Source organism: Bradyrhizobium macuxiense (assembly GCF_007993935.1).
Lineage (GTDB): Bacteria > Pseudomonadota > Alphaproteobacteria > Rhizobiales > Xanthobacteraceae > Bradyrhizobium > Bradyrhizobium macuxiense_A.
Window position 1 is genome coordinate 127,685 of the sequence record NZ_VITY01000002.1, and the last position, 16,789, is coordinate 144,473.

A 16,789-nucleotide genomic window follows, 5' to 3' on the forward strand; every position below is an offset into this window, starting at 1 on the left:
GGCGCTTTTTTCTGAGGATTCGCGGCCGTCAGATGAAGCGGCAGTTGCGCGCGGTAGCGCTGGTTCCCCATGCAGGCATGGTTAGCCTGACCTGAAGCAGCCGGAGCGCTCTGTTAGATCTAAACTGTCGCCCGTTGCCTCGGCGCGATCCCGCACCAGCTCATGACGAGATCGGCGAGCATCTTGATCTCGAGATCCGCGGGCGTGCCGCCGGCGAAATCGGCCACCGATTGTCCCAGCGCGACGGCGCGAACATAGGCCGAGCGGCTTCCGATCATCGGTCCGATCTCTTCGTCGAGCGTATCCAGCTCCTCGATCAGCTGCTGGCCTTCGAGCGTGCGCTGGTCGACCCGGTTCGGTACGATCATGGCGCGGAGCGCCGTTCGCCGCGCTGCGCGCACCTCGCGCACGATGTCGATCGTCCGCGCGGTGGCCTCGATGTCGAGGCCCGACGGCGTACACGGCATCAGCACGATGTTGGCGACCGCGAGCACGGCGCCCAACACCCGGTCGTTGGGCGCGGAGTCCACGACGATGATCTGATGCGGAATCTGGCGCATCAGCTTGGCCCATTCGGCGACGGGGCGGGTTTCCGGATCAAGCTGGTAGACGGGGAACGTCAGATTGCCGGGCTCGGCCCAGTGGCAGGCGGACGCCTGGGAGTCGGCGTCGACCAGGCCCACCACGCCGGTGCGCCGGTCCAGCTCTGCGGCGAGCAGGACCGCAAGAGTCGTCTTTCCGACCCCGCCCTTGCGCTGGGCAACCGAGATGACAAGCGGCATCGCTAGCTCCTGGCGTTATCCCCCGTGCGTGCGCGGGAGGACACCTTCATCAACGAGCGTCAGCATCCGGGGCAGACAGACCCGCCTTGCGTCGTAATTGTCCCTCACGAAGCTCCGCGCCTTCATCCGCATCTTCTTGAAGGCTTTGGGCCGTGACAGCACCGAGACTACCTGATCGGACAGCGCATCAATATCAAAAAACGGCGTCAGCAGGCCGTTGCCGTCAGAGATGATGTCGCGCAGCGGCGCCGTGTCGGACGCCACCACCGCACATCCCGCGCTCATCGCCTCCAGCAGCGACCATGACAGCACGAAGGGATAGGTCAGATAGACGTGCACCGAGGAAATCTGCAGCAGCTCGAGATACGGTTCCCGGGGAATCCGGCCGAGGAAATGCACGCGGCGAAGATCGATGTCCGACCTGACTTCGCCCAGGAACATCGATTTCCAGCTCGAACCCTCCGGCGGATTCGCGCCGTACGACGTCCCGCTGCCGCCGACGATGACCACCTGCGCATTGGGCCGCGCAGCCATGATCCTCGGCAGCGATCGCATGAAGACATGGAATCCGCGCACCGGCTCGAGGTTGCGCGAGACGTAGGTGATCACTTCGTCGTCCGCGGAGAGTGTGGCGCCGTTCGGAAGCCGAAACCGCGCGACGGGGTTGGGCTTCACCTCGTCGGTGTCGACGCCCTCGTGGATGACCTCGATCTTGCTTTGAAACTCGCGGGGAAAGGTCGACCTCTGCCACGGCGTCGGCGAAACACCGGTTTCGCATTCGGTGAGCGCCAGCAGCGTGGTCGCGTTCTTCAAATGGAGCGCGACATTGCCATCGAGGCCCGTCATCGGAAATTCGGGATCGAAGCCGACGTCCCTGCCCTCGGCGCCGTAGTAGAACTCGCAATAGAGGATGATGCGCGCTTTCGGAAACATCGTGCGCAGCGGCAGCGTCTCGCCCCAGCCGGGATGCGCGAAGATCAGGTCGGGTACGAAGCCCTGTCCCGACAGCGACGACAGCGCATACAGCACCTCTTCGGCACGCCGCGCTTCGACGTCGAAGCGGCGGGCAAAGGGATGGACCATCGCGGAGTCCGACTTGGTCGTCGAATATTTGAGCAGCCGGATATCCGGCGTCGTGCTCGCAGTCGACGAGCCGACCGCAACGACCTTGTTTCCGGGCTGCTCTGCGAGCGCACGCGCAATGTGGCGGTATTGAGCTGGAAAGTTGTTGTGGACGAAGAGGACGTTCATTGGCGGGCGAGCGCGCCCCCCGGCCGCGCGGTCTTCGGTTGGGGTCAGGGTCGATACCATGACCGGCAGGGTGTCTTCGATATGCACGTGCGAAACTATCTCACCGGATTAACATTAAGCCCCCTTCTATCACACAGATTTTTGGGGCACACTGTGTGAGAAACATATCGACCCATCCGTTAGGCTCGCAGGCGACCATGAACGAACAGATTCAGCAGAAAACCATTGACCTGGCACGAGGGCTTTTCCTTGTTCGCTACAATGGCGCGGAAGACAAGACATCACCTCCGGTGGTGCGCGTATATGCGGATCGCGCCAGCGCTAACAATTGTAACATTATTACCGGGCCCGACGGGGCCAATGGAACCCTGTTCGCGCCCGAGACCGCGCTGGTCGTGTCGGTCGCCCGGCCAAGCCGCCTGATCGTCGAGGTCACCGCAGGACGCACCGGCGGGTCGACCGCCGCCAATATCAAGATCGAACCGCTGACCCAGGGACAGCCGGCCGCGCAGCCCGCCAGCCAGCCGTTCGACACGGACGAGCCCGATCCTGGCCTTGACCGTGGCGAGCTGAACGACCTCAAGCTGCTCGCGCATGTCGCGGGTCTGGGCGACGTCACGGTCGGCCCAAATAGCTGGATTGCCGGACCGGCCGCTCCGGCCCGGATCGAGGGAATTTCCCTCGATTGGCCGAACAAGCCCTACGATCTCAACCTGCAATATGCGGTCAAGTTCGCCAGGCCGCAGCGGGGCGACAACCAGTTCGTTCCGCTTGGAACCTTTGCCGGAACCCGCGGACGCGCGCTGGCCATCACGGGGTTCTCGCTGGAAGCCACAGGCCCCGGCGCGGATCGCTACACCATCGCGGCCGAGACCATCTTCCTGGGCGCACCGGCCCTGCGCGTGACCGGGAACCGGATCGTGGTGGCCGGGCCTTCAGGCCGGGAACCGCTGGTGGGCCTCAAGCTCAGTGTCGAAGAGCACCGGGTGCAGGCAGCGCCGCTGGCGCCGCGGCAGCCGAGGCGCGCTGAGCCCGTCGCCCCGATGCCGCGCCAGGAGGCGCCGCGCCTCGAGGGTCGGGTGCGCGTGTTCCGGAGCCGGCAGAGCGCGGTCAAGACGGCGGGCTGACCATGCGCGCAGACAAGGGCGACATTTGACCGCCGACGCGCGCAGCATCGCCTTTACGTCGAAAACGCTGCATCACGTCGATCTCGAGCGGGCCGCTGTCGCGGCGCTCGAGGCGCGTGATTTCCGGCGCGCATTCGCGCTCGCCGACCGCCGCTGCCGGATCCTGCCGCATCCCGGCGCCCGCGCTCATCTGCTGCGCGCGGAGGCGCTGTTTCGCCTCGATCTCAGGGATGCGGCTGTCGCGAGCGTAGCCCGGGCGCTCGAGCTCGAACCGGACGATCTTGTCGCCGCGCGGCGAATGATGGCCTGGGGCGACGGCCTTCCGCAGCTCGAAGCCGCGCGAAGCATCGCGCGGCACGATGACGATCCGGATTCAATCAGGAGCGCGCTCCTGCTGCTCGAGCAGAACGGCCAGGACAGCTGCGCCCGTGTCGACTTCCTCGATGAGGAGGTGAAGGGCTGGGTAACGTGGCGGGGGGACGACCCGCAGCTTTCGCTGGCGCAGGCCGATCAATCCAGCACCATTCAGCTTCCCGCCGACCCCCGTCACAGATTTGCCCTCAACGGGCGAAGCGCCGCGAGCTTCCGTCTGATGCGGCCGGCGTCCGCGACTTCGCAACGCCTCGAGATCGCACAGGCCGACCACGTCATCGCAAGCATTCAACTGCCGGCCAACCGCGCACCGGATCGCCGCGATGCGCCGCAGCGGCCGCCTCGCGCGCGCAACGGCGAAACGCCGCCGCTCACCATCATCATCCCGGTCTACCGGGATCTGGCCGCAACGCGTGCCTGCATCGAGAGCGCATTGACGGCCGTCGCCTGCACGCCCGGCTCGACCATCGTCGTCGTCGATGATGCCTCGCCCGAACCCGCCATCAAGCATCTGCTCGGCGAACTGGCTGCAGAGTTGCGCATTCGGCTGCTGACCAACGCGCACAATCTCGGGTTTGTCGGCGCGGTCAACCGGGCCCTCGGCGAGACGGGCGCGGGCGACGTCGTGCTACTGAACTCGGACACGATCGTGCCGAAATATGCGCTGCAACGCTTGCGAAGCGCGGTGCGATCGACGCCGCGCGTGGGCACGGCGACCCCGCTCTCGAACAACGGCGAATATACCAGCTTCCCGGTCCCGAACCGCTCCAATCCCCTGCCCTCGCCCGTCGAGCTGGAATTGCTCGACGAATTGGCCGGCATGGCCAATTCGGGGATGGCCATCGACATCCCCAACGGCATCGGCTTCTGCCTCTACATCACCCGCGAATGCCTCGACGCCGTGCACGAGCTCTCCGACGACTTCTATCGCGGCTATCTCGAAGACGTCGACTTCTGTCTGCGCGCCGCGGAGGCCGGCTTCCGCAACGTGTGCATCCCGTCGGTCTTTGTCGGACACGAGGGTTCGCGCTCGTTTCTCGGCGAGAAGCGTTCCCTGGTGCTGCGCAATCTTCGCGTCCTCGAGCACCGATACCAGCGCTATGCGACGGAGTGTGCGGCGTTCCTGATTGCCGATCCGCTGCGCGATTGCCGCGCGGCGCTCGAGCTCAAACTGCTCTCCACCGAACGGCGCGCCGCCGACCCGCACGTCATCCTCTGCGGTTCCTTGATCGGCCGCGAGATCGCGGTCAGACGATGCAGGCAACTGGCGGCGAACGACAAGCGCGGTCTGGTCGTTCACATCAGCGCCGAGGGCGAGCGCCGGATGGCCGCGATCATCGACCCGGATGGCGAAGCTCCGCAGTCGATCGCGCTCGACGTTGCGACGCCCGAGGGCCGCGAGATCTTGCTGAAGTGTCTCGCCGATCTGCGAGTCGGCTCGCTCGAGATCGCCGAGCCAAACCGCATCCCCGGCGCCTGCCTGGCACAGCTCACGCAACATTTCGCCTACGACCTCCTGGTCACCGACACTGCATTTGCGATCCACGCCACGATCGGATCGGGCGTGCATCCGGACTGGACAGGCCTCGTCGAACGGGCCCGGCGCGTGATGGTGATCGGCGAAAATGGGGCCGAGTTCTCCGAAGCGGTGCTCGGCCTGCGGGTGACAAGGCTGAGCGCCCCGCCGACCCAGCCGGTGCCGCCGCGCGCCGTGAGCGGCGCGGCGCGTCTCGGGCTGCTCGCCCTGCACGCCAGCGCAGCGGAATTTCGTTTCGTGAGAGCGCTGAGCGATCAAATGGCCGAAGCCGACGAGGACGTCGCGATCATCGTGCTGGGTACCACCCTCGACGATCTCAAACTGATGCAGCGCTCGAACGTCACGGTCACCGGCGAAATCGCCGCCGACGACGTCACGACGCTGATCGAAGGTCACGGCATCACGAAACTGGTTCTCGATATCGGCGAACCGGCTTTCGGGCATCCGCTGGTGGACGCGCTGCTGGCAACCGGATTGCCCACTGCCGCAATCGAATGGAGTCCGGCACCACCGGCAAGCAGCCGAAATGCCGACCTGAAGCTGCGACCGGGCCTTGATGCCGATGAAGCAGTCGCTGCCATATGCGACTGGGCAGCCGAGGACGTGCTGCTACATCCCGATCGGAGGCGCGGTCGGCTGAGGCGGGAGGTTGGCGCGCGGCTTCCATGACCGCGGCGGCCATGCGAGCGACGAAAACGGCGTCGAGTCCAGCCCCAGCAGCGGGCTGTAATAGGGATCATCCAGCAGCACTTCGCCCCACTTCGCGCGCAGCATCGAAAGCTCGTGCCCGAAGCGTGCCTTGCGATCCGGCGCGGAATCGCGGCCCCGGCTGGCCGATTCCAGGTGCACGAGCTTTGCGTCCGGCGTGAACACGATCCGCTTTCCGAGTTGGCGCAGCTTCAGGCACAGATCGATATCGTTGAAGCTGATCGGGAAGCGGACCTCGTCCATGCCGCCGACGGCCAGGAAATCGCGCTTGCGCATCAAGAGGCACGCGGCCGTCAGCGCCGAGCATTCGTGCGCGACCTGGAGCAGGTCGCCGTAGCCGGGATCACCGTCCATCCGGTCGTTGAATGCGTGCGCCGCCGAGAAATTGGCGCCAAGCACCACCCCGCCATGCTGCACGACGCTGCTCGGCCAGAGCAGCTTGGCGCCGACGGCTCCGACATCGGGAGCGGCGAGCCGCCACAGCATCTCCGCGAGCCAGCCGTCATCGAGCGCCTCGATGTCGTTGTTGAGAAAGCAGACGTTATCCGTATCGACGCAATCGACGGCAGCGTTGTTGATCGCTGCGAAGTTGAACGGTCCCTCGACCGAAATCACGTCGATCTCGTCGTCGGACAGGCCCTCCAGATAATCCAGCGCGTCAGGCTCGCTCGAGTTGTTGTCGACGACAAGGATGCGGGCGTTGGTCTCATGTGCGGCCGGCAGGACGGTTTCGATGCATCGCTTGAGAAGCTCGGCGCGATTCCGGGTCGGGATGATGATGGTGGTGCGCTCATTCCAGTCGACGACGCGCTTGACCCGCACGGCGGGAAGCAGACCCGCTGGCCGCGGCTCGACATGCGCCTCGACGCCGGCCCGCGCGAAATACGCCTCGCTTGCGGCGACAAGCTCGGTGGTTGCAGTGGGCGCATCAATTCCCGGCAACGCCGCAACCGCCCCCGGCAGATGGTAGGTTCGCTCAGGCTCAACACAGGACAGGAAGATGTCGTAAAGCGACGCCGCTGATCGCAGCGCCTCCACGGCACGCTCCCGGCGCACTGCAAAGCAATAGGCGCCATAGCTCTGCTCGAGCGCACGTTCGAGATCGAATGCTGGAAACGCAAGCGGCCAGACGGCGCCGGCACCCGCGGCGACCTCGACGTCACCATAGACGAGATCGCAGCCGGGTTCGGAAACGAACACATCGGCGAAGCGCTGCAGGGCATCTTCGGCGAGGATCGTCCCGCTCAGGCAGAAGACGAAGAACGCGCTGCTCGCGGCATCGCCGTCGATAAACTCGTGCGCAGATGTCGGATCGAACCGGCTGAACCCACGCGCCGGCAGGCACACCGCCGACCAGGCCGCATGCCGCTGGGCCTCGAGGCTCTCGATGCTTTCGTCCAGCCTGGCTTCGCCGATCAGGACGACCGCGGCCTCGGATGGAACGTCAGACTCGATTGCCGGCGAGAAGCGTTCCTTCCAGCTGCGATAAGTGTGAAATGGCACCGAAGCGGGCAACAATTGATCGAACAATTGTCCGCGCAACCGCTCGCTATCCCAGCGTCCGAGCTCCGCGATGGTCTGCTCCAGGCCGCGCTCGAAAGCGACGAATGCGATCGGCTCCGAGATCACGCTCCGTCCCGAAACCGTCCGTGCGGACAGTCCGCGCACGCGGCCATCGGCAAAATGCTCGGGCAGATGAAAATCGATCCGGCGGCCGACGCCGAACTCGCCACCCCGCGCAACGTTGGTCCACCCGGTTGGCTTCACGGTCATCACCGGCCGCTGCGCGATCAGGATTTCGATGTCTTCGTCGATGTCCTGCGCAAGCCAGCCCTCGAAGCGCAGACCTCCGGCCCATTTGATTTCGCCGATCCGGTGCCACTGCGCGTCCGGCGCTGCGACATCGCAGCGAATCGGAACACCGACAGCACTTCCGATATTTGCCAGTCTCGCCTCGATGATGCCGGCGTTCGCGCCGACCTCATCCTGCACGTTGAAGGTAAATCCAAATCGGCCGTCGCCGATTCCGGCATCGGCCAGCTCTGTTACAAACTCGTCACACAATGATGACATGTATGGCTCGCCGTCGACGAGCAGCTCGACGGTGTAGCGCCGGCCGAGATCGGCGCGGTCGTAAACAAATCCAGAAAACGTCGTGCGATCGTATCTGGAGAATTGCGTTTGCAATGACGCGTATTCAGCTCCTGAGGGCCTCTGCTTGCCAATCGTCTTCGTGCTCATGTCCAACCCTCAAACGGCGGTTCGATTGTCAGTCGATTTCAAGTTGAGAATGTGTCCATGGCGCGTCAAACGTGACTAGCGCGCACTCAACTGCACTGAGGCCATCACCGTTTGCACAAAAAGCCGCCGAGCTCCAACACAAACTATCCGTTATAAAACTTGGCGTTATCGGCGCCAATTGTGCTAGTGCTAACTCCTCCTCTCCACACTGATCGACGAGCGGATTCATGAAGATTGCAATGGTTGGAACGGGATATGTAGGTCTCGTATCCGGAGCGTGTTTTGCCGACTTCGGCCATCAGGTCGTTTGCGTCGACAAGGACGCTGGCAAGATCGAAGCCCTGAAGCGCGGCAAGATCCCGATCTACGAAACTGACCTCGATAAGCTCGTCGAGACCAACACCGCCGCCGGACGGCTGACCTTCACGACAGAACTCGCGGGAGCCGTCGGCGACGCCGATGCCGTGTTCATCGCGGTCGGAACACCCTCGCGGCGCGGCGATGGCCATGCAGATCTGAGCTACGTCTATGCAGCCGCCAAGGAGATCGGCGCCGCGCTCAAGAAGTTCACCGTGGTGGTGACGAAGTCGACCGTGCCCGTGGGCACCGGCGACGAGGTCGAACGCCTGATCCGCGAGACCAGTCCCAACGCCGATTTCGCGGTGGCTTCGAACCCCGAATTCCTGCGCGAAGGCGCTGCGATCCAGGATTTCCGCCATCCCGACCGGATCGTCGTCGGCACCGAGGACGAGCGGGCCAAGAAGGTGATGGGCGAAGTTTATCGTCCGCTCTATTTGAACCAGGCGCCGATCCTCTATACCGCGCGGCGTACGGCGGAACTGATTAAATACGCAGCAAATGCCTTCCTCGCCACCAAGATCACCTTCATCAACGAGATCGCCGATCTCTCCGAGAGGGTTGGTGCGAACGTGCAGGAGGTCGCGCGCGGCATCGGGCTCGACAACCGGATTGGAACCAAGTTCCTGCATGCCGGCGCCGGCTATGGCGGCTCCTGCTTCCCGAAGGACACCCGCGCCTTGTTCAAGACGGCGCTCGATCACGACGTGCAGCTGAAAATCGTCGAAGCCACGCTGACCGCGAACGACAACCGCAAGCGCGCGATGGCGCGCAAGGTCGCCAACGTGCTCGGCGGCGAGCTGCGCGGCAAGACGATCGGTGTGCTTGGCCTGACCTTCAAGCCCGATACCGACGACATGCGCGAGGCGCCCTCGATCCCGCTGATCAACGGCCTGATCGATTTCGGCGCCAAGGTTCGCGCCTATGATCCGGTCGGCATGGAGCAGGCACGCAAGGAATTGCCGGAGATCGAGTACTGCACGGACGCCTATGAATGCGCGCGCCAGGCGGATGCGCTCGTCATCGTGACCGAGTGGCGCCAGTTCCGCGCGCTCGATCTCAAGCGCATCAAGCAGGAGATGAAGCATCCGGTCGTCGTCGACCTGCGCAACATCTACCGTCCGGACGAGATGGCCGCGCACGGCTTCACTTACGAGAGCATCGGCCGGCCGCGCTGAGCGGCCGCAACCGGCCGGCGACGATAGCCACAGTTCGATCCAGGAGCCCCGTTCCGAGTCAATCGGAGCGGGGTTTTGAATTTTATCCGAGGCGTTCTCCTCGCGAACCGCGATCGGCTTCGCCGGAAAACGCGCTAGGCGTGGGCGGGCACGCCGAGTTGGACGAACGCATCCAGCTCGCGCGCAAGCGCTTCCTGCCAGGTCGGCATCGCGACCCCGAACTGCGCCTTCAGCCGCGTCAGATCCAGCCGCGAATTGCCAGGGCGTACCGCCTTGGTCGGGAAATCGGCCGTCGCGATCGGAACGATATTGTCGACGGCAAGCGTGACGCCGCGCGACCGCAGCCCGCCGACGATGGCGGTGGCAAAGCCATGCCAGCTGGTTTCGCCGGCGCACACGAGATTGACGACGCCGCCCCTGCTCACCAGCTGATCGTGCAACGTCGTGATGTTCGGCAGGACGATGCCGGCGACCGCACTGGCGATCGCTTGTGCCGTCGTCGGCGCGCCGATCTGATCGGCCACGATCCGCAGCTCCTTACGCTCGCCGGCAAGCCGCGCGATGGTGCGCAGGAAATTGGTGCCCTTTGCGGCATAGACCCACGAGGTGCGCGCGATCAGATGCGCCCCGCCCGCCGCCTGGATCGCGACGTCGCCGGCAAGCTTGCTGGCGCCGTAGGCCGACAACGGTTCGGTCGGGCTGTCCTCGCGCCATGACCGGTCGCCTGACCCGTTGAAGACGTAGTCGGTGGAGAAATGCACCAGGGGCACGCGGTTCGCCGCCGCCCATTTCGCGAGCGCTTCGGGTCCCCTGGCGTTGACCAGGAAGGCCAACTCGCGCTCATCCTCGGCGCGATCAACCGCCGTGTACGCAGCCGGATTGATGATGAGATCGGGCTTCAGGCTCTCAAGCTGGGCCGTCACCATCTCCGGCTTCGACAGATCGAACTCCGCGGTCGGCGGCGAGATGATGGTGCCGTGACTTTCCAGCAGAGGCTTCAGTGCACTGCCAACCTGGCCGCGCGTTCCCGTCAAAAGAATCCGCATCAGATCTGTCCATAGGTGGGAAGATTGCTGGCATCGGCGAGCAGCGGCGCATCCGCATCCTTGGCCGACAGCTGTGGCTTATCGACGCCCCAATCGATCCCGATCGCGGGATCGTTCCAGCGGATCGAAAGCTCGTCCTTGGGGCTGTAGAAGTCGTCGCATTTGTAGAAGAAGTCGGCGGTCTCCGAGAGCACCACGAAGCCGTGGGCAAAGCCGCGCGGCACCCATAACTGCCGGCGGTTGTCCTCGCTCAATTCGACCGCGACATGCTTGCCGAAATTCGGGCTGCCGACACGCACGTCGACGGCGACGTCCAGCACCTTGCCGCGCAGCACGGTCACGAGCTTGCCCTGGGTGATCGGGTTCTGCAGATGCAAGCCCCGCAGCACGCCATAGGCCGAGCGGGACATGTTGTCCTGCACGAAGGGGCGCGTGATGCCGTGCTCGACATAACGGGGCGCCTGGTAGGTCTCGAGAAAGAAGCCGCGCTGGTCGCCAAACAGCTTCGGCTCGACGATCAGGACTTCCGGAAGTTCGGTCTTGATGACGTTCATTTAACAGGGGTTCCAGTTTTGGGCAGGCCCGAAATGTTAATTTGCTACTCATAACAAACTTGTGCGGCGCACGCTATCTGTTATGTTTTGATAGTCAAACTGTGAGGGACCATGAAGGGCATTATCCTCGCCGGTGGAACCGGCTCGCGCCTCTACCCCGTGACTACCGTCGTCTCCAAGCAGCTGCTGCCTGTCTTCGACAAGCCGATGATCTATTATCCGCTGTCGACGCTGATGCTCGGTGGAATCCGCGATATTCTGATCATCTCGACGCCGCAGGACAAGCCGCTGTTCCAGCGGCTGCTCGGCGACGGCAGCGAGATGGGTGTCCGCTTCGCCTACGCCACGCAGGAGACCCCGCGGGGTCTTGCCGACGCCTTCATCGTCGGCCGCGAGTTCATCGGTGATGACTCCGTCGCGCTTGTGTTAGGTGATAACATTTTCTACGGCCACGGCCTGCCGAGCATGCTGTCGGCCGCCTCGGTCCGTAAGAAGGGCGCCACGGTGTTCGGCTACGTCGTGAACGCGCCGGAGCAATACGGCGTGATCGAGCTCGACGGCACCGGCCGGGCGCTGTCGATCGAGGAGAAGCCGAAGCGGCCGAAGTCCAACGTCGCCGTCACCGGCCTCTATTTCTACGACAATGACGTGGTCGATATCGCAGCCGGCATCAAGCCGTCGCCGCGCGGCGAGATCGAGATCACCGACGTCAACAAGGCCTATCTCGAGCGCGGCGACCTCTATGTCGAGGTGCTCGGCCGCGGCTTCGCCTGGCTCGACACCGGCACGCATTCCTCGCTGGTCGAGGCCAGCCATTTCGTCCAGATCCTGGAGCAGCGCCAGGGCCTGCGCATCGCCTGCCCCGAGGAGATCGCGCTGCGCCAGGGCTACATCTCGCTCGAAGCCTTCGCGCGGGTGGCGCAGAAGACCGCAAAGAGCAGCTACGGCGAGTATCTGCTGTCGGTCTACCGTTCGTTCCAGGGTCAGCCCCGCACAGCCGAGGTATTCAAACATGCGGTTTAAGGGATCGACGATTTTCGTCACCGGCGGCGCCGGCTTCATCGGCTCCGCCGTGGTCCGTCACCTGCTGCGCGACACCCACGCCCGCGTCGTCAACATCGACAAGCTGACCTATGCGGCGAACCTGGCCTCCCTGCCCGGCTCGAGCGAGAGCCTGAACTACACCTTCGAAAAGGCTTGCATCTGCGAAGGACAGGTGCTGCGCCGGCTGTTCGAGAAATATCAGCCCGACGCGGTGATGAATCTTGCCGCGGAAAGCCATGTCGACCGCTCGATCGACGGTCCCGGCGAATTCATCCAGACCAACATCGTCGGCACCTTCACGATCCTGCAGGAGACGCTGCGTCACTGGCGCGCGCTCTCGCCCGAGAAGCGCGACGCGTTCCGTTTCCTGCATATCTCGACCGACGAGGTGTTCGGCTCGCTCGGCGACGAGGGGCTGTTCACCGAGACCACGGCCTATGCGCCGAACTCGCCCTATTCGGCCAGCAAGGCGTCATCCGATCATCTGGTGCGCGCCTGGCGCGAGACCTATGACCTGCCGACCCTGGTGACCAACTGCTCCAACAATTACGGCCCCTATCATTTCCCGGAAAAGCTGATCCCGCACATGATCATCAAGGGGCTCGCCGGCGAGCCGCTGCCAGTCTATGGCGACGGCCAGAACGTCCGCGACTGGCTGTTCGTCGAGGATCACGCCAAGGCGCTGACCCTGGTGCTGGAGCGTGGCGAGGTCGGCGAGACCTATAATGTCGGCGGCCGCAACGAGCGCACGAACCTCCACGTCGTGGAAAGCATCTGCGACTTGCTCGACGACGTCGCGCCGGCTGCGGCAGGCCCGCGGCGCCAGCTGATCAACTTCGTCGCCGACCGTCCCGGCCACGACCGCCGTTATGCCATCGACGCGACCAAGCTCGAAACCGAGCTCGGCTGGCGCGCCGAGGAGAATTTCGAGACCGGCATCGCCAAGACGGTGCGCTGGTATGTCGACGAGCAACCCTGGTGGCGCGCGATCCTGGAGCGCGGCTACAAGGTGGAGCGCGTCGGCCTGAACCAGTAGCCGCCGATCTCTCCAAATCAGCGGCGTGGATAGCCAGCACGAAGCCGACAAACGCGATGACGATTCCACTGAATCCCATCGCAGCTTGGCGAGTCGTGACCGCCTTCCGACGGTGGATTGGCAGCCACCCGCACCGCCCGCCAAACAACAAATCGAGAAACCACGGGGTCCCGCCATGAAAATCGCAATGGACGGTCAGGAACTGACACTGTTCAAAAGCTTCGTGGATCTCTCGAAGCGCTATCTGGAATTCGGCTCGGGCGGAAGCACCTGGCTCGCCTGTCAAACCAGGAAGGAGTGGGTCATCTCGATCGATTCCTCCCTGGAATGGCTCAACAATGTCGGCGACGCCACGCGCGATGCGAGCACCAAGCCGCTGCTGCTGCACGTCGATATCGGCAAGCTGCGCGAGTGGGGTTATCCGATCGAGAAGGAGAAGGAGAGCTCCTGGCCCGAATATCACGAGCGTGTCTGGGAGCGTCCGGAAAGCAAGACCGCTGATCTCTATTTCATCGACGGCCGGTTTCGCGTGGCGAGCTTCGTGCAGTGCGTGCTGCACGGCGCGCCCGGAGCTTTCATCGCAATTCACGACTTCGAGAACCGCCCCCACTACCATTCCGTGCGGACGGTCGCGCAGGAAATCGCGCGCGCCAACAACATGTCGATCTTCCAGAGGCCTGCCAGGATCGACGTCGATGCCGCGCAAGCCCTGCTTGCGAAATACCGGCTGGAGCCGCTGTAGCGCGCTCGCGAGCAGAATTCACTTTAAGCACAGTCAGAAAACAATCGGGCGCGCCGCTGGCGCGCCCTCCTCCAGCAAGATCTGGGTCCCGGCTTCAGCCTTGGATTCAGCCCTGGACCAGTTTCTTCAGCTCCGGAAGAAACCTTTGGATCGTGGCGTCTTCGACGTCGTTGCGATCGCGCAGCGTGAAGAACTCCATCGCGCGGATCTTCTCCGGATCTCCGTCGGCGAGCGGCCGGCCGCGCTCGCGCTTCTTCAGCAATTGCTCGCGTGACTTCGTGTAGTAGTGATTGATCACGAGCTTGCTCCGCTTGGGAGCCGTGCAGCGGCCGCCGATCGGGAATACCGGCGTGCCGTCTTCCTGGACGTAGCAGCCCAGAACCAGCGATTGATGGGGATGCAGATAGGACACGATGGTGTCCGGCCGCACGATCGACTTCATGATGAAATGATCCGGGAAGTCGTCCGGAGCGCGACGCGTGAAGGACTCGATGCACAGGCCGGCCGGCCGCGCGTCGTGACCGTTCGATCCGAAGTTCAGCCAATGCACCGCCACCGCCGGCGCCGGGCCGAGCTCGGCCAGGACGTCCTTGATGTTGCCGGCTTGCGTCGGAAACAAATACTCATCGGCATCAATGAAGGCGCACCATTCCGCACAATTGCGATAGGTGTCGATCGCATGCGAGAAGGCGCGCATCTGGCCAAATTCGCCCGCCACGAAATGATAGGTGATCATCTCGGGCCACGGGAAGGACTCGATCACGGCGCGCGTGTTGTCGGTGCTGCCGTTGTCGTAGAGGTAGAAGTGATCGAAGCCGACCAGCCTGTGGAAGTGCAGCCACTCCAGGAGATCGTCGCCTTCATTCTTGATGGCGCACACCGCGGCGAGGCCGTGCTTCTTCCGATCGACCCCGACATAGAGCTTCTTCGCCTCCATCACGCGCAGGAGGCCGGCAAACTCGCGCCGCAGGTTTTCACTTTTCGGGGCCGCAGCGAGCGCGGACAGATAGACGTCCTGCGCTTCATGGGCTGCCCCCATGTTGAGATCCGCGATCGCAAGACGATGCAACACCCGCGAGTCGGATGGCATCTGCTTGACGAGGTCGAGAAGGATTCCACGCGCTCCGGCGAAATCACAGGCCTGCACAAGCGCTGCCGCCTTTGCAAACTGGAATTCCTTGTAATCGCCGAATTGCTGCTCCAACTGCTCGACCGACTGGATGAGCTCGTCGGGCTTCGGATTTGCGATCCGCCCGGAAAAGAAATCTCGAAGCTTTGTCTCGATCTCACTTGCTGGAAGCGTATCGAGATTCACGCCTGAGCTGAAACTAGACAATGCAGGAATTTCCATGTCCAACCTGAGCCGCTCCCCACGAGATCAACAAGCAATTACCATTGGTTCGCACCACGAATTCCCTATTAGCGCACTTATCCTACAAGAATAAGGCTATAACACGTAGCGCTCACATTTAACTGTTGTAAGGTTATTTCGAGGAAAATCAATACAATAGAGTACAGGGCTCGGTGTCATTTGCACGAAACCGTCGCACGGGACGGGAACGACCGGAGATCGCCAATGGACAATGGGAACGAAGCAATCCGTAAGCCGTTTGCGCTTACGAGACGGATGTTTTTGACATCGTTATCCGCAAGCCTGCTGCCCGGCTCGCTCAGCGTCCTGGGTTCCAGTCACCCTACTGCGGCTGCGGCAGCTTCACGGCCACTCGTCGGAGCCATCCGATGGGACGCATGGTATTCGCCGGGCTCGCAGCCGACGGAAGCCATGAAGCAATCGCTCGGTCCGCAGAAATATCGTTGGCGGGCCCCCTTCTTCGGCGCCCAGATCAACCGCGATCCAAACGCGCTGGATTTTTCGAGCTCGATCGAGGCCGAGATCGACAAGGAAATCGACCAAGCGATCTTTGCCGGACTGGATTATTGGGCATTCGCCGGCTACGGCGCCAACCACCCGATGTCGAAAGCCCTGTATGCGTTCAGAACCCGTCCGAAGGCAGCCCAACTGAAGTACTGCATGTTTACCGAGCTCGGTCGATGGGGATCGGCAGCCAAGCTGTCGCCACTCCCCCACGAGCACATCGGCCTGATGGCGGACAAGAACTATCTGAGGGTCGAGGGCGATCGGCCGCTCTACTTCCTCGGCTTCATCAAGGGCGCCGACGTGCAGCGAAGCTGGGGAGGCGTGCAAGGTCTCCGCACCCAACTCAGCAAGTTCAAATCCGATGCGACCGCATCCGGCGTCGCGGAACCGTACATCGTGCTGGCAGGCGACACGAAATTCCTGAGCCAGGAGGCCGCCAATCTGGGCGCCGATGCGCTCGGATCGTATGCGATCACGACCGGCAACGGCCGCGGGAGCTTTGCCGACCTCGCGAAGTATGCCGAGAAAGGCTGGAATGCCTTGGCCGCGAGCCAGGTCCCTGTCGTGCCCACGGTGATGACAGGATGGGACAGGCGCCCTCGCATCGAGCATCCCGTGCCCTGGGAAACGTCGCAGCGTCCGGGCGACGGCATCACCAATTTCTATACCGCTCCGACGAAGCAGGAACTGACGAGCCACCTCGCGCAATCGATCCGCTGGGTGAACAGCCAAACACCTGATCTCCGCGCTCCGGCGGTGCTGATCTACGCCTGGAATGAAAATGACGAGGGTGGCTGGCTGGTCCCGACGCTGCCGTGTCAAACGGAGCGCCTTGAAGCGCTGCGCGAGGTTCTCAAGACGACGACACGGGCGGCGGCGAAGAACCTTTGCTAGGCCGGTTCAAGCGAGGTGCGGCGCCGCTTGCGTAAAGCGGC

At 63.5% G+C, this 16,789-nt stretch carries 14 protein-coding genes; 7 read left to right on the top strand and 7 right to left on the bottom strand.

All coding sequences use genetic code 11. The annotated features are described in order from the left end of the window. Positions 1 to 119: 119 nt before the first annotated feature. Positions 120 to 782, bottom strand: a complete 663-nt coding sequence (locus FBZ93_RS04835; RefSeq protein WP_146984842.1) for a ParA family protein — start codon at positions 780 to 782, stop codon at positions 120 to 122. Between the two features lie 15 nt (positions 783 to 797). Then, positions 798 to 2,033, bottom strand: a complete 1,236-nt coding sequence (locus tag FBZ93_RS04840) for a glycosyltransferase family 4 protein (protein ID WP_146984843.1) — start codon at positions 2,031 to 2,033, stop codon at positions 798 to 800. Positions 2,034 to 2,230: 197 nt separating this feature from the next. Between FBZ93_RS04840 and FBZ93_RS04845 the strand changes: the two genes are divergently transcribed. Then, positions 2,231 to 3,160, top strand: coding sequence for a hypothetical protein (locus FBZ93_RS04845; RefSeq protein WP_246667366.1), 930 nt, complete (start codon positions 2,231 to 2,233; stop codon positions 3,158 to 3,160). On the opposite strand, the gene FBZ93_RS41220 is transcribed toward FBZ93_RS04845, so the two are convergent. Then, positions 3,144 to 3,518: a hypothetical protein gene (locus FBZ93_RS41220; protein WP_246667403.1), complete on the bottom strand. Its 375-nt coding sequence runs from the start codon at positions 3,516 to 3,518 to the stop codon at positions 3,144 to 3,146. The genes FBZ93_RS04845 and FBZ93_RS41220 overlap by 17 nt on opposite strands. A 234-nt stretch (positions 3,519 to 3,752) precedes the next feature. Here FBZ93_RS41220 and FBZ93_RS04850 point away from each other — a divergent pair, with 234 nt between their 5' ends. Then, on the top strand, positions 3,753 to 5,738 hold the full coding sequence (locus tag FBZ93_RS04850) for a glycosyltransferase family 2 protein (protein ID WP_246667392.1): 1,986 nt from the start codon (positions 3,753 to 3,755) through the stop codon (positions 5,736 to 5,738). Here the strand turns inward: FBZ93_RS04850 and FBZ93_RS04855 are convergent. Then, entirely contained in the window at positions 5,679 to 8,018 is a 2,340-nt protein-coding gene (locus FBZ93_RS04855) for a glycosyltransferase family 2 protein (RefSeq protein ID WP_146984845.1), read from the bottom strand. The two genes, FBZ93_RS04850 and FBZ93_RS04855, sit on opposite strands and share 60 nt — an antisense overlap. A 227-nt stretch (positions 8,019 to 8,245) precedes the next feature. Between FBZ93_RS04855 and FBZ93_RS04860 the strand changes: the two genes are divergently transcribed. Next, positions 8,246 to 9,553, top strand: a complete 1,308-nt coding sequence (locus tag FBZ93_RS04860; RefSeq protein ID WP_050425699.1) for a UDP-glucose dehydrogenase family protein — start codon at positions 8,246 to 8,248, stop codon at positions 9,551 to 9,553. Between the two features lie 134 nt (positions 9,554 to 9,687). Here FBZ93_RS04860 and rfbD read toward each other — a convergent pair whose 3' ends face one another. Continuing rightward, entirely contained in the window at positions 9,688 to 10,599 is a 912-nt protein-coding gene (gene rfbD / locus FBZ93_RS04865; protein WP_146984846.1) for a dTDP-4-dehydrorhamnose reductase, read from the bottom strand. Continuing rightward, the gene (gene rfbC / locus FBZ93_RS04870; protein WP_146984847.1) at positions 10,599 to 11,153 is read right to left on the bottom strand and encodes a dTDP-4-dehydrorhamnose 3,5-epimerase; all 555 of its coding nucleotides are present in this window, start codon (positions 11,151 to 11,153) and stop codon (positions 10,599 to 10,601) included. Before rfbC ends, rfbD begins: the two co-directional genes overlap by 1 nt. 111 nt (positions 11,154 to 11,264) lie before the next feature. Here rfbC and rfbA point away from each other — a divergent pair, with 111 nt between their 5' ends. From rfbA to FBZ93_RS04885, 3 genes are all read left to right on the top strand, one after another. Further along, positions 11,265 to 12,176, top strand: coding sequence for a glucose-1-phosphate thymidylyltransferase RfbA (gene rfbA / locus FBZ93_RS04875; RefSeq protein ID WP_050630279.1), 912 nt, complete (start codon positions 11,265 to 11,267; stop codon positions 12,174 to 12,176). Then, on the top strand, positions 12,166 to 13,233 hold the full coding sequence (gene rfbB, locus FBZ93_RS04880; RefSeq protein ID WP_146984848.1) for a dTDP-glucose 4,6-dehydratase: 1,068 nt from the start codon (positions 12,166 to 12,168) through the stop codon (positions 13,231 to 13,233). Before rfbA ends, rfbB begins: the two co-directional genes overlap by 11 nt. Positions 13,234 to 13,408: 175 nt before the next feature. Then, positions 13,409 to 13,975, top strand: coding sequence for a hypothetical protein (locus FBZ93_RS04885; protein ID WP_146984849.1), 567 nt, complete (start codon positions 13,409 to 13,411; stop codon positions 13,973 to 13,975). A 106-nt stretch (positions 13,976 to 14,081) separates the two neighbouring features. Here the strand turns inward: FBZ93_RS04885 and FBZ93_RS04890 are convergent, their stop codons facing one another. Continuing rightward, entirely contained in the window at positions 14,082 to 15,311 is a 1,230-nt protein-coding gene (locus FBZ93_RS04890; RefSeq protein ID WP_246667367.1) for a glycosyltransferase family 92 protein, read from the bottom strand. 447 nt (positions 15,312 to 15,758) lie between these two features. Between FBZ93_RS04890 and FBZ93_RS04895 the strand changes: the two genes are divergently transcribed. Beyond that, complete coding sequence (locus FBZ93_RS04895; RefSeq protein WP_246667368.1) at positions 15,759 to 16,748, top strand: hypothetical protein; 990 nt, start codon at positions 15,759 to 15,761, stop codon at positions 16,746 to 16,748. Positions 16,749 to 16,789: the final 41 nt, after the last annotated feature.

Excerpts from the sequence above, each read along its gene's own strand:
- FBZ93_RS04835 (WP_146984842.1), bottom strand. The coding sequence starts at position 782 with ATGCCGCTTGTCATCTCGGTTGCCCAGCGCAAGGGCGGGGTCGGAAAG.
- FBZ93_RS04840 (WP_146984843.1), bottom strand. The coding sequence starts at position 2,033 with ATGAACGTCCTCTTCGTCCACAACAACTTTCCAGCTCAATACCGCCAC.
- FBZ93_RS04845 (WP_246667366.1), top strand. The coding sequence starts at position 2,231 with ATGAACGAACAGATTCAGCAGAAAACCATTGACCTGGCACGAGGGCTT.
- FBZ93_RS04850 (WP_246667392.1), top strand. The coding sequence starts at position 3,753 with ATGCGGCCGGCGTCCGCGACTTCGCAACGCCTCGAGATCGCACAGGCC.
- FBZ93_RS04855 (WP_146984845.1), bottom strand. The coding sequence starts at position 8,018 with ATGAGCACGAAGACGATTGGCAAGCAGAGGCCCTCAGGAGCTGAATAC.
- FBZ93_RS04860 (WP_050425699.1), top strand. The coding sequence starts at position 8,246 with ATGAAGATTGCAATGGTTGGAACGGGATATGTAGGTCTCGTATCCGGA.
- rfbD (WP_146984846.1), bottom strand. The coding sequence starts at position 10,599 with ATGCGGATTCTTTTGACGGGAACGCGCGGCCAGGTTGGCAGTGCACTG.
- rfbC (WP_146984847.1), bottom strand. The coding sequence starts at position 11,153 with ATGAACGTCATCAAGACCGAACTTCCGGAAGTCCTGATCGTCGAGCCG.
- rfbA (WP_050630279.1), top strand. The coding sequence starts at position 11,265 with ATGAAGGGCATTATCCTCGCCGGTGGAACCGGCTCGCGCCTCTACCCC.
- rfbB (WP_146984848.1), top strand. The coding sequence starts at position 12,166 with ATGCGGTTTAAGGGATCGACGATTTTCGTCACCGGCGGCGCCGGCTTC.
- FBZ93_RS04885 (WP_146984849.1), top strand. The coding sequence starts at position 13,409 with ATGAAAATCGCAATGGACGGTCAGGAACTGACACTGTTCAAAAGCTTC.
- FBZ93_RS04895 (WP_246667368.1), top strand. The coding sequence starts at position 15,759 with ATGAAGCAATCGCTCGGTCCGCAGAAATATCGTTGGCGGGCCCCCTTC.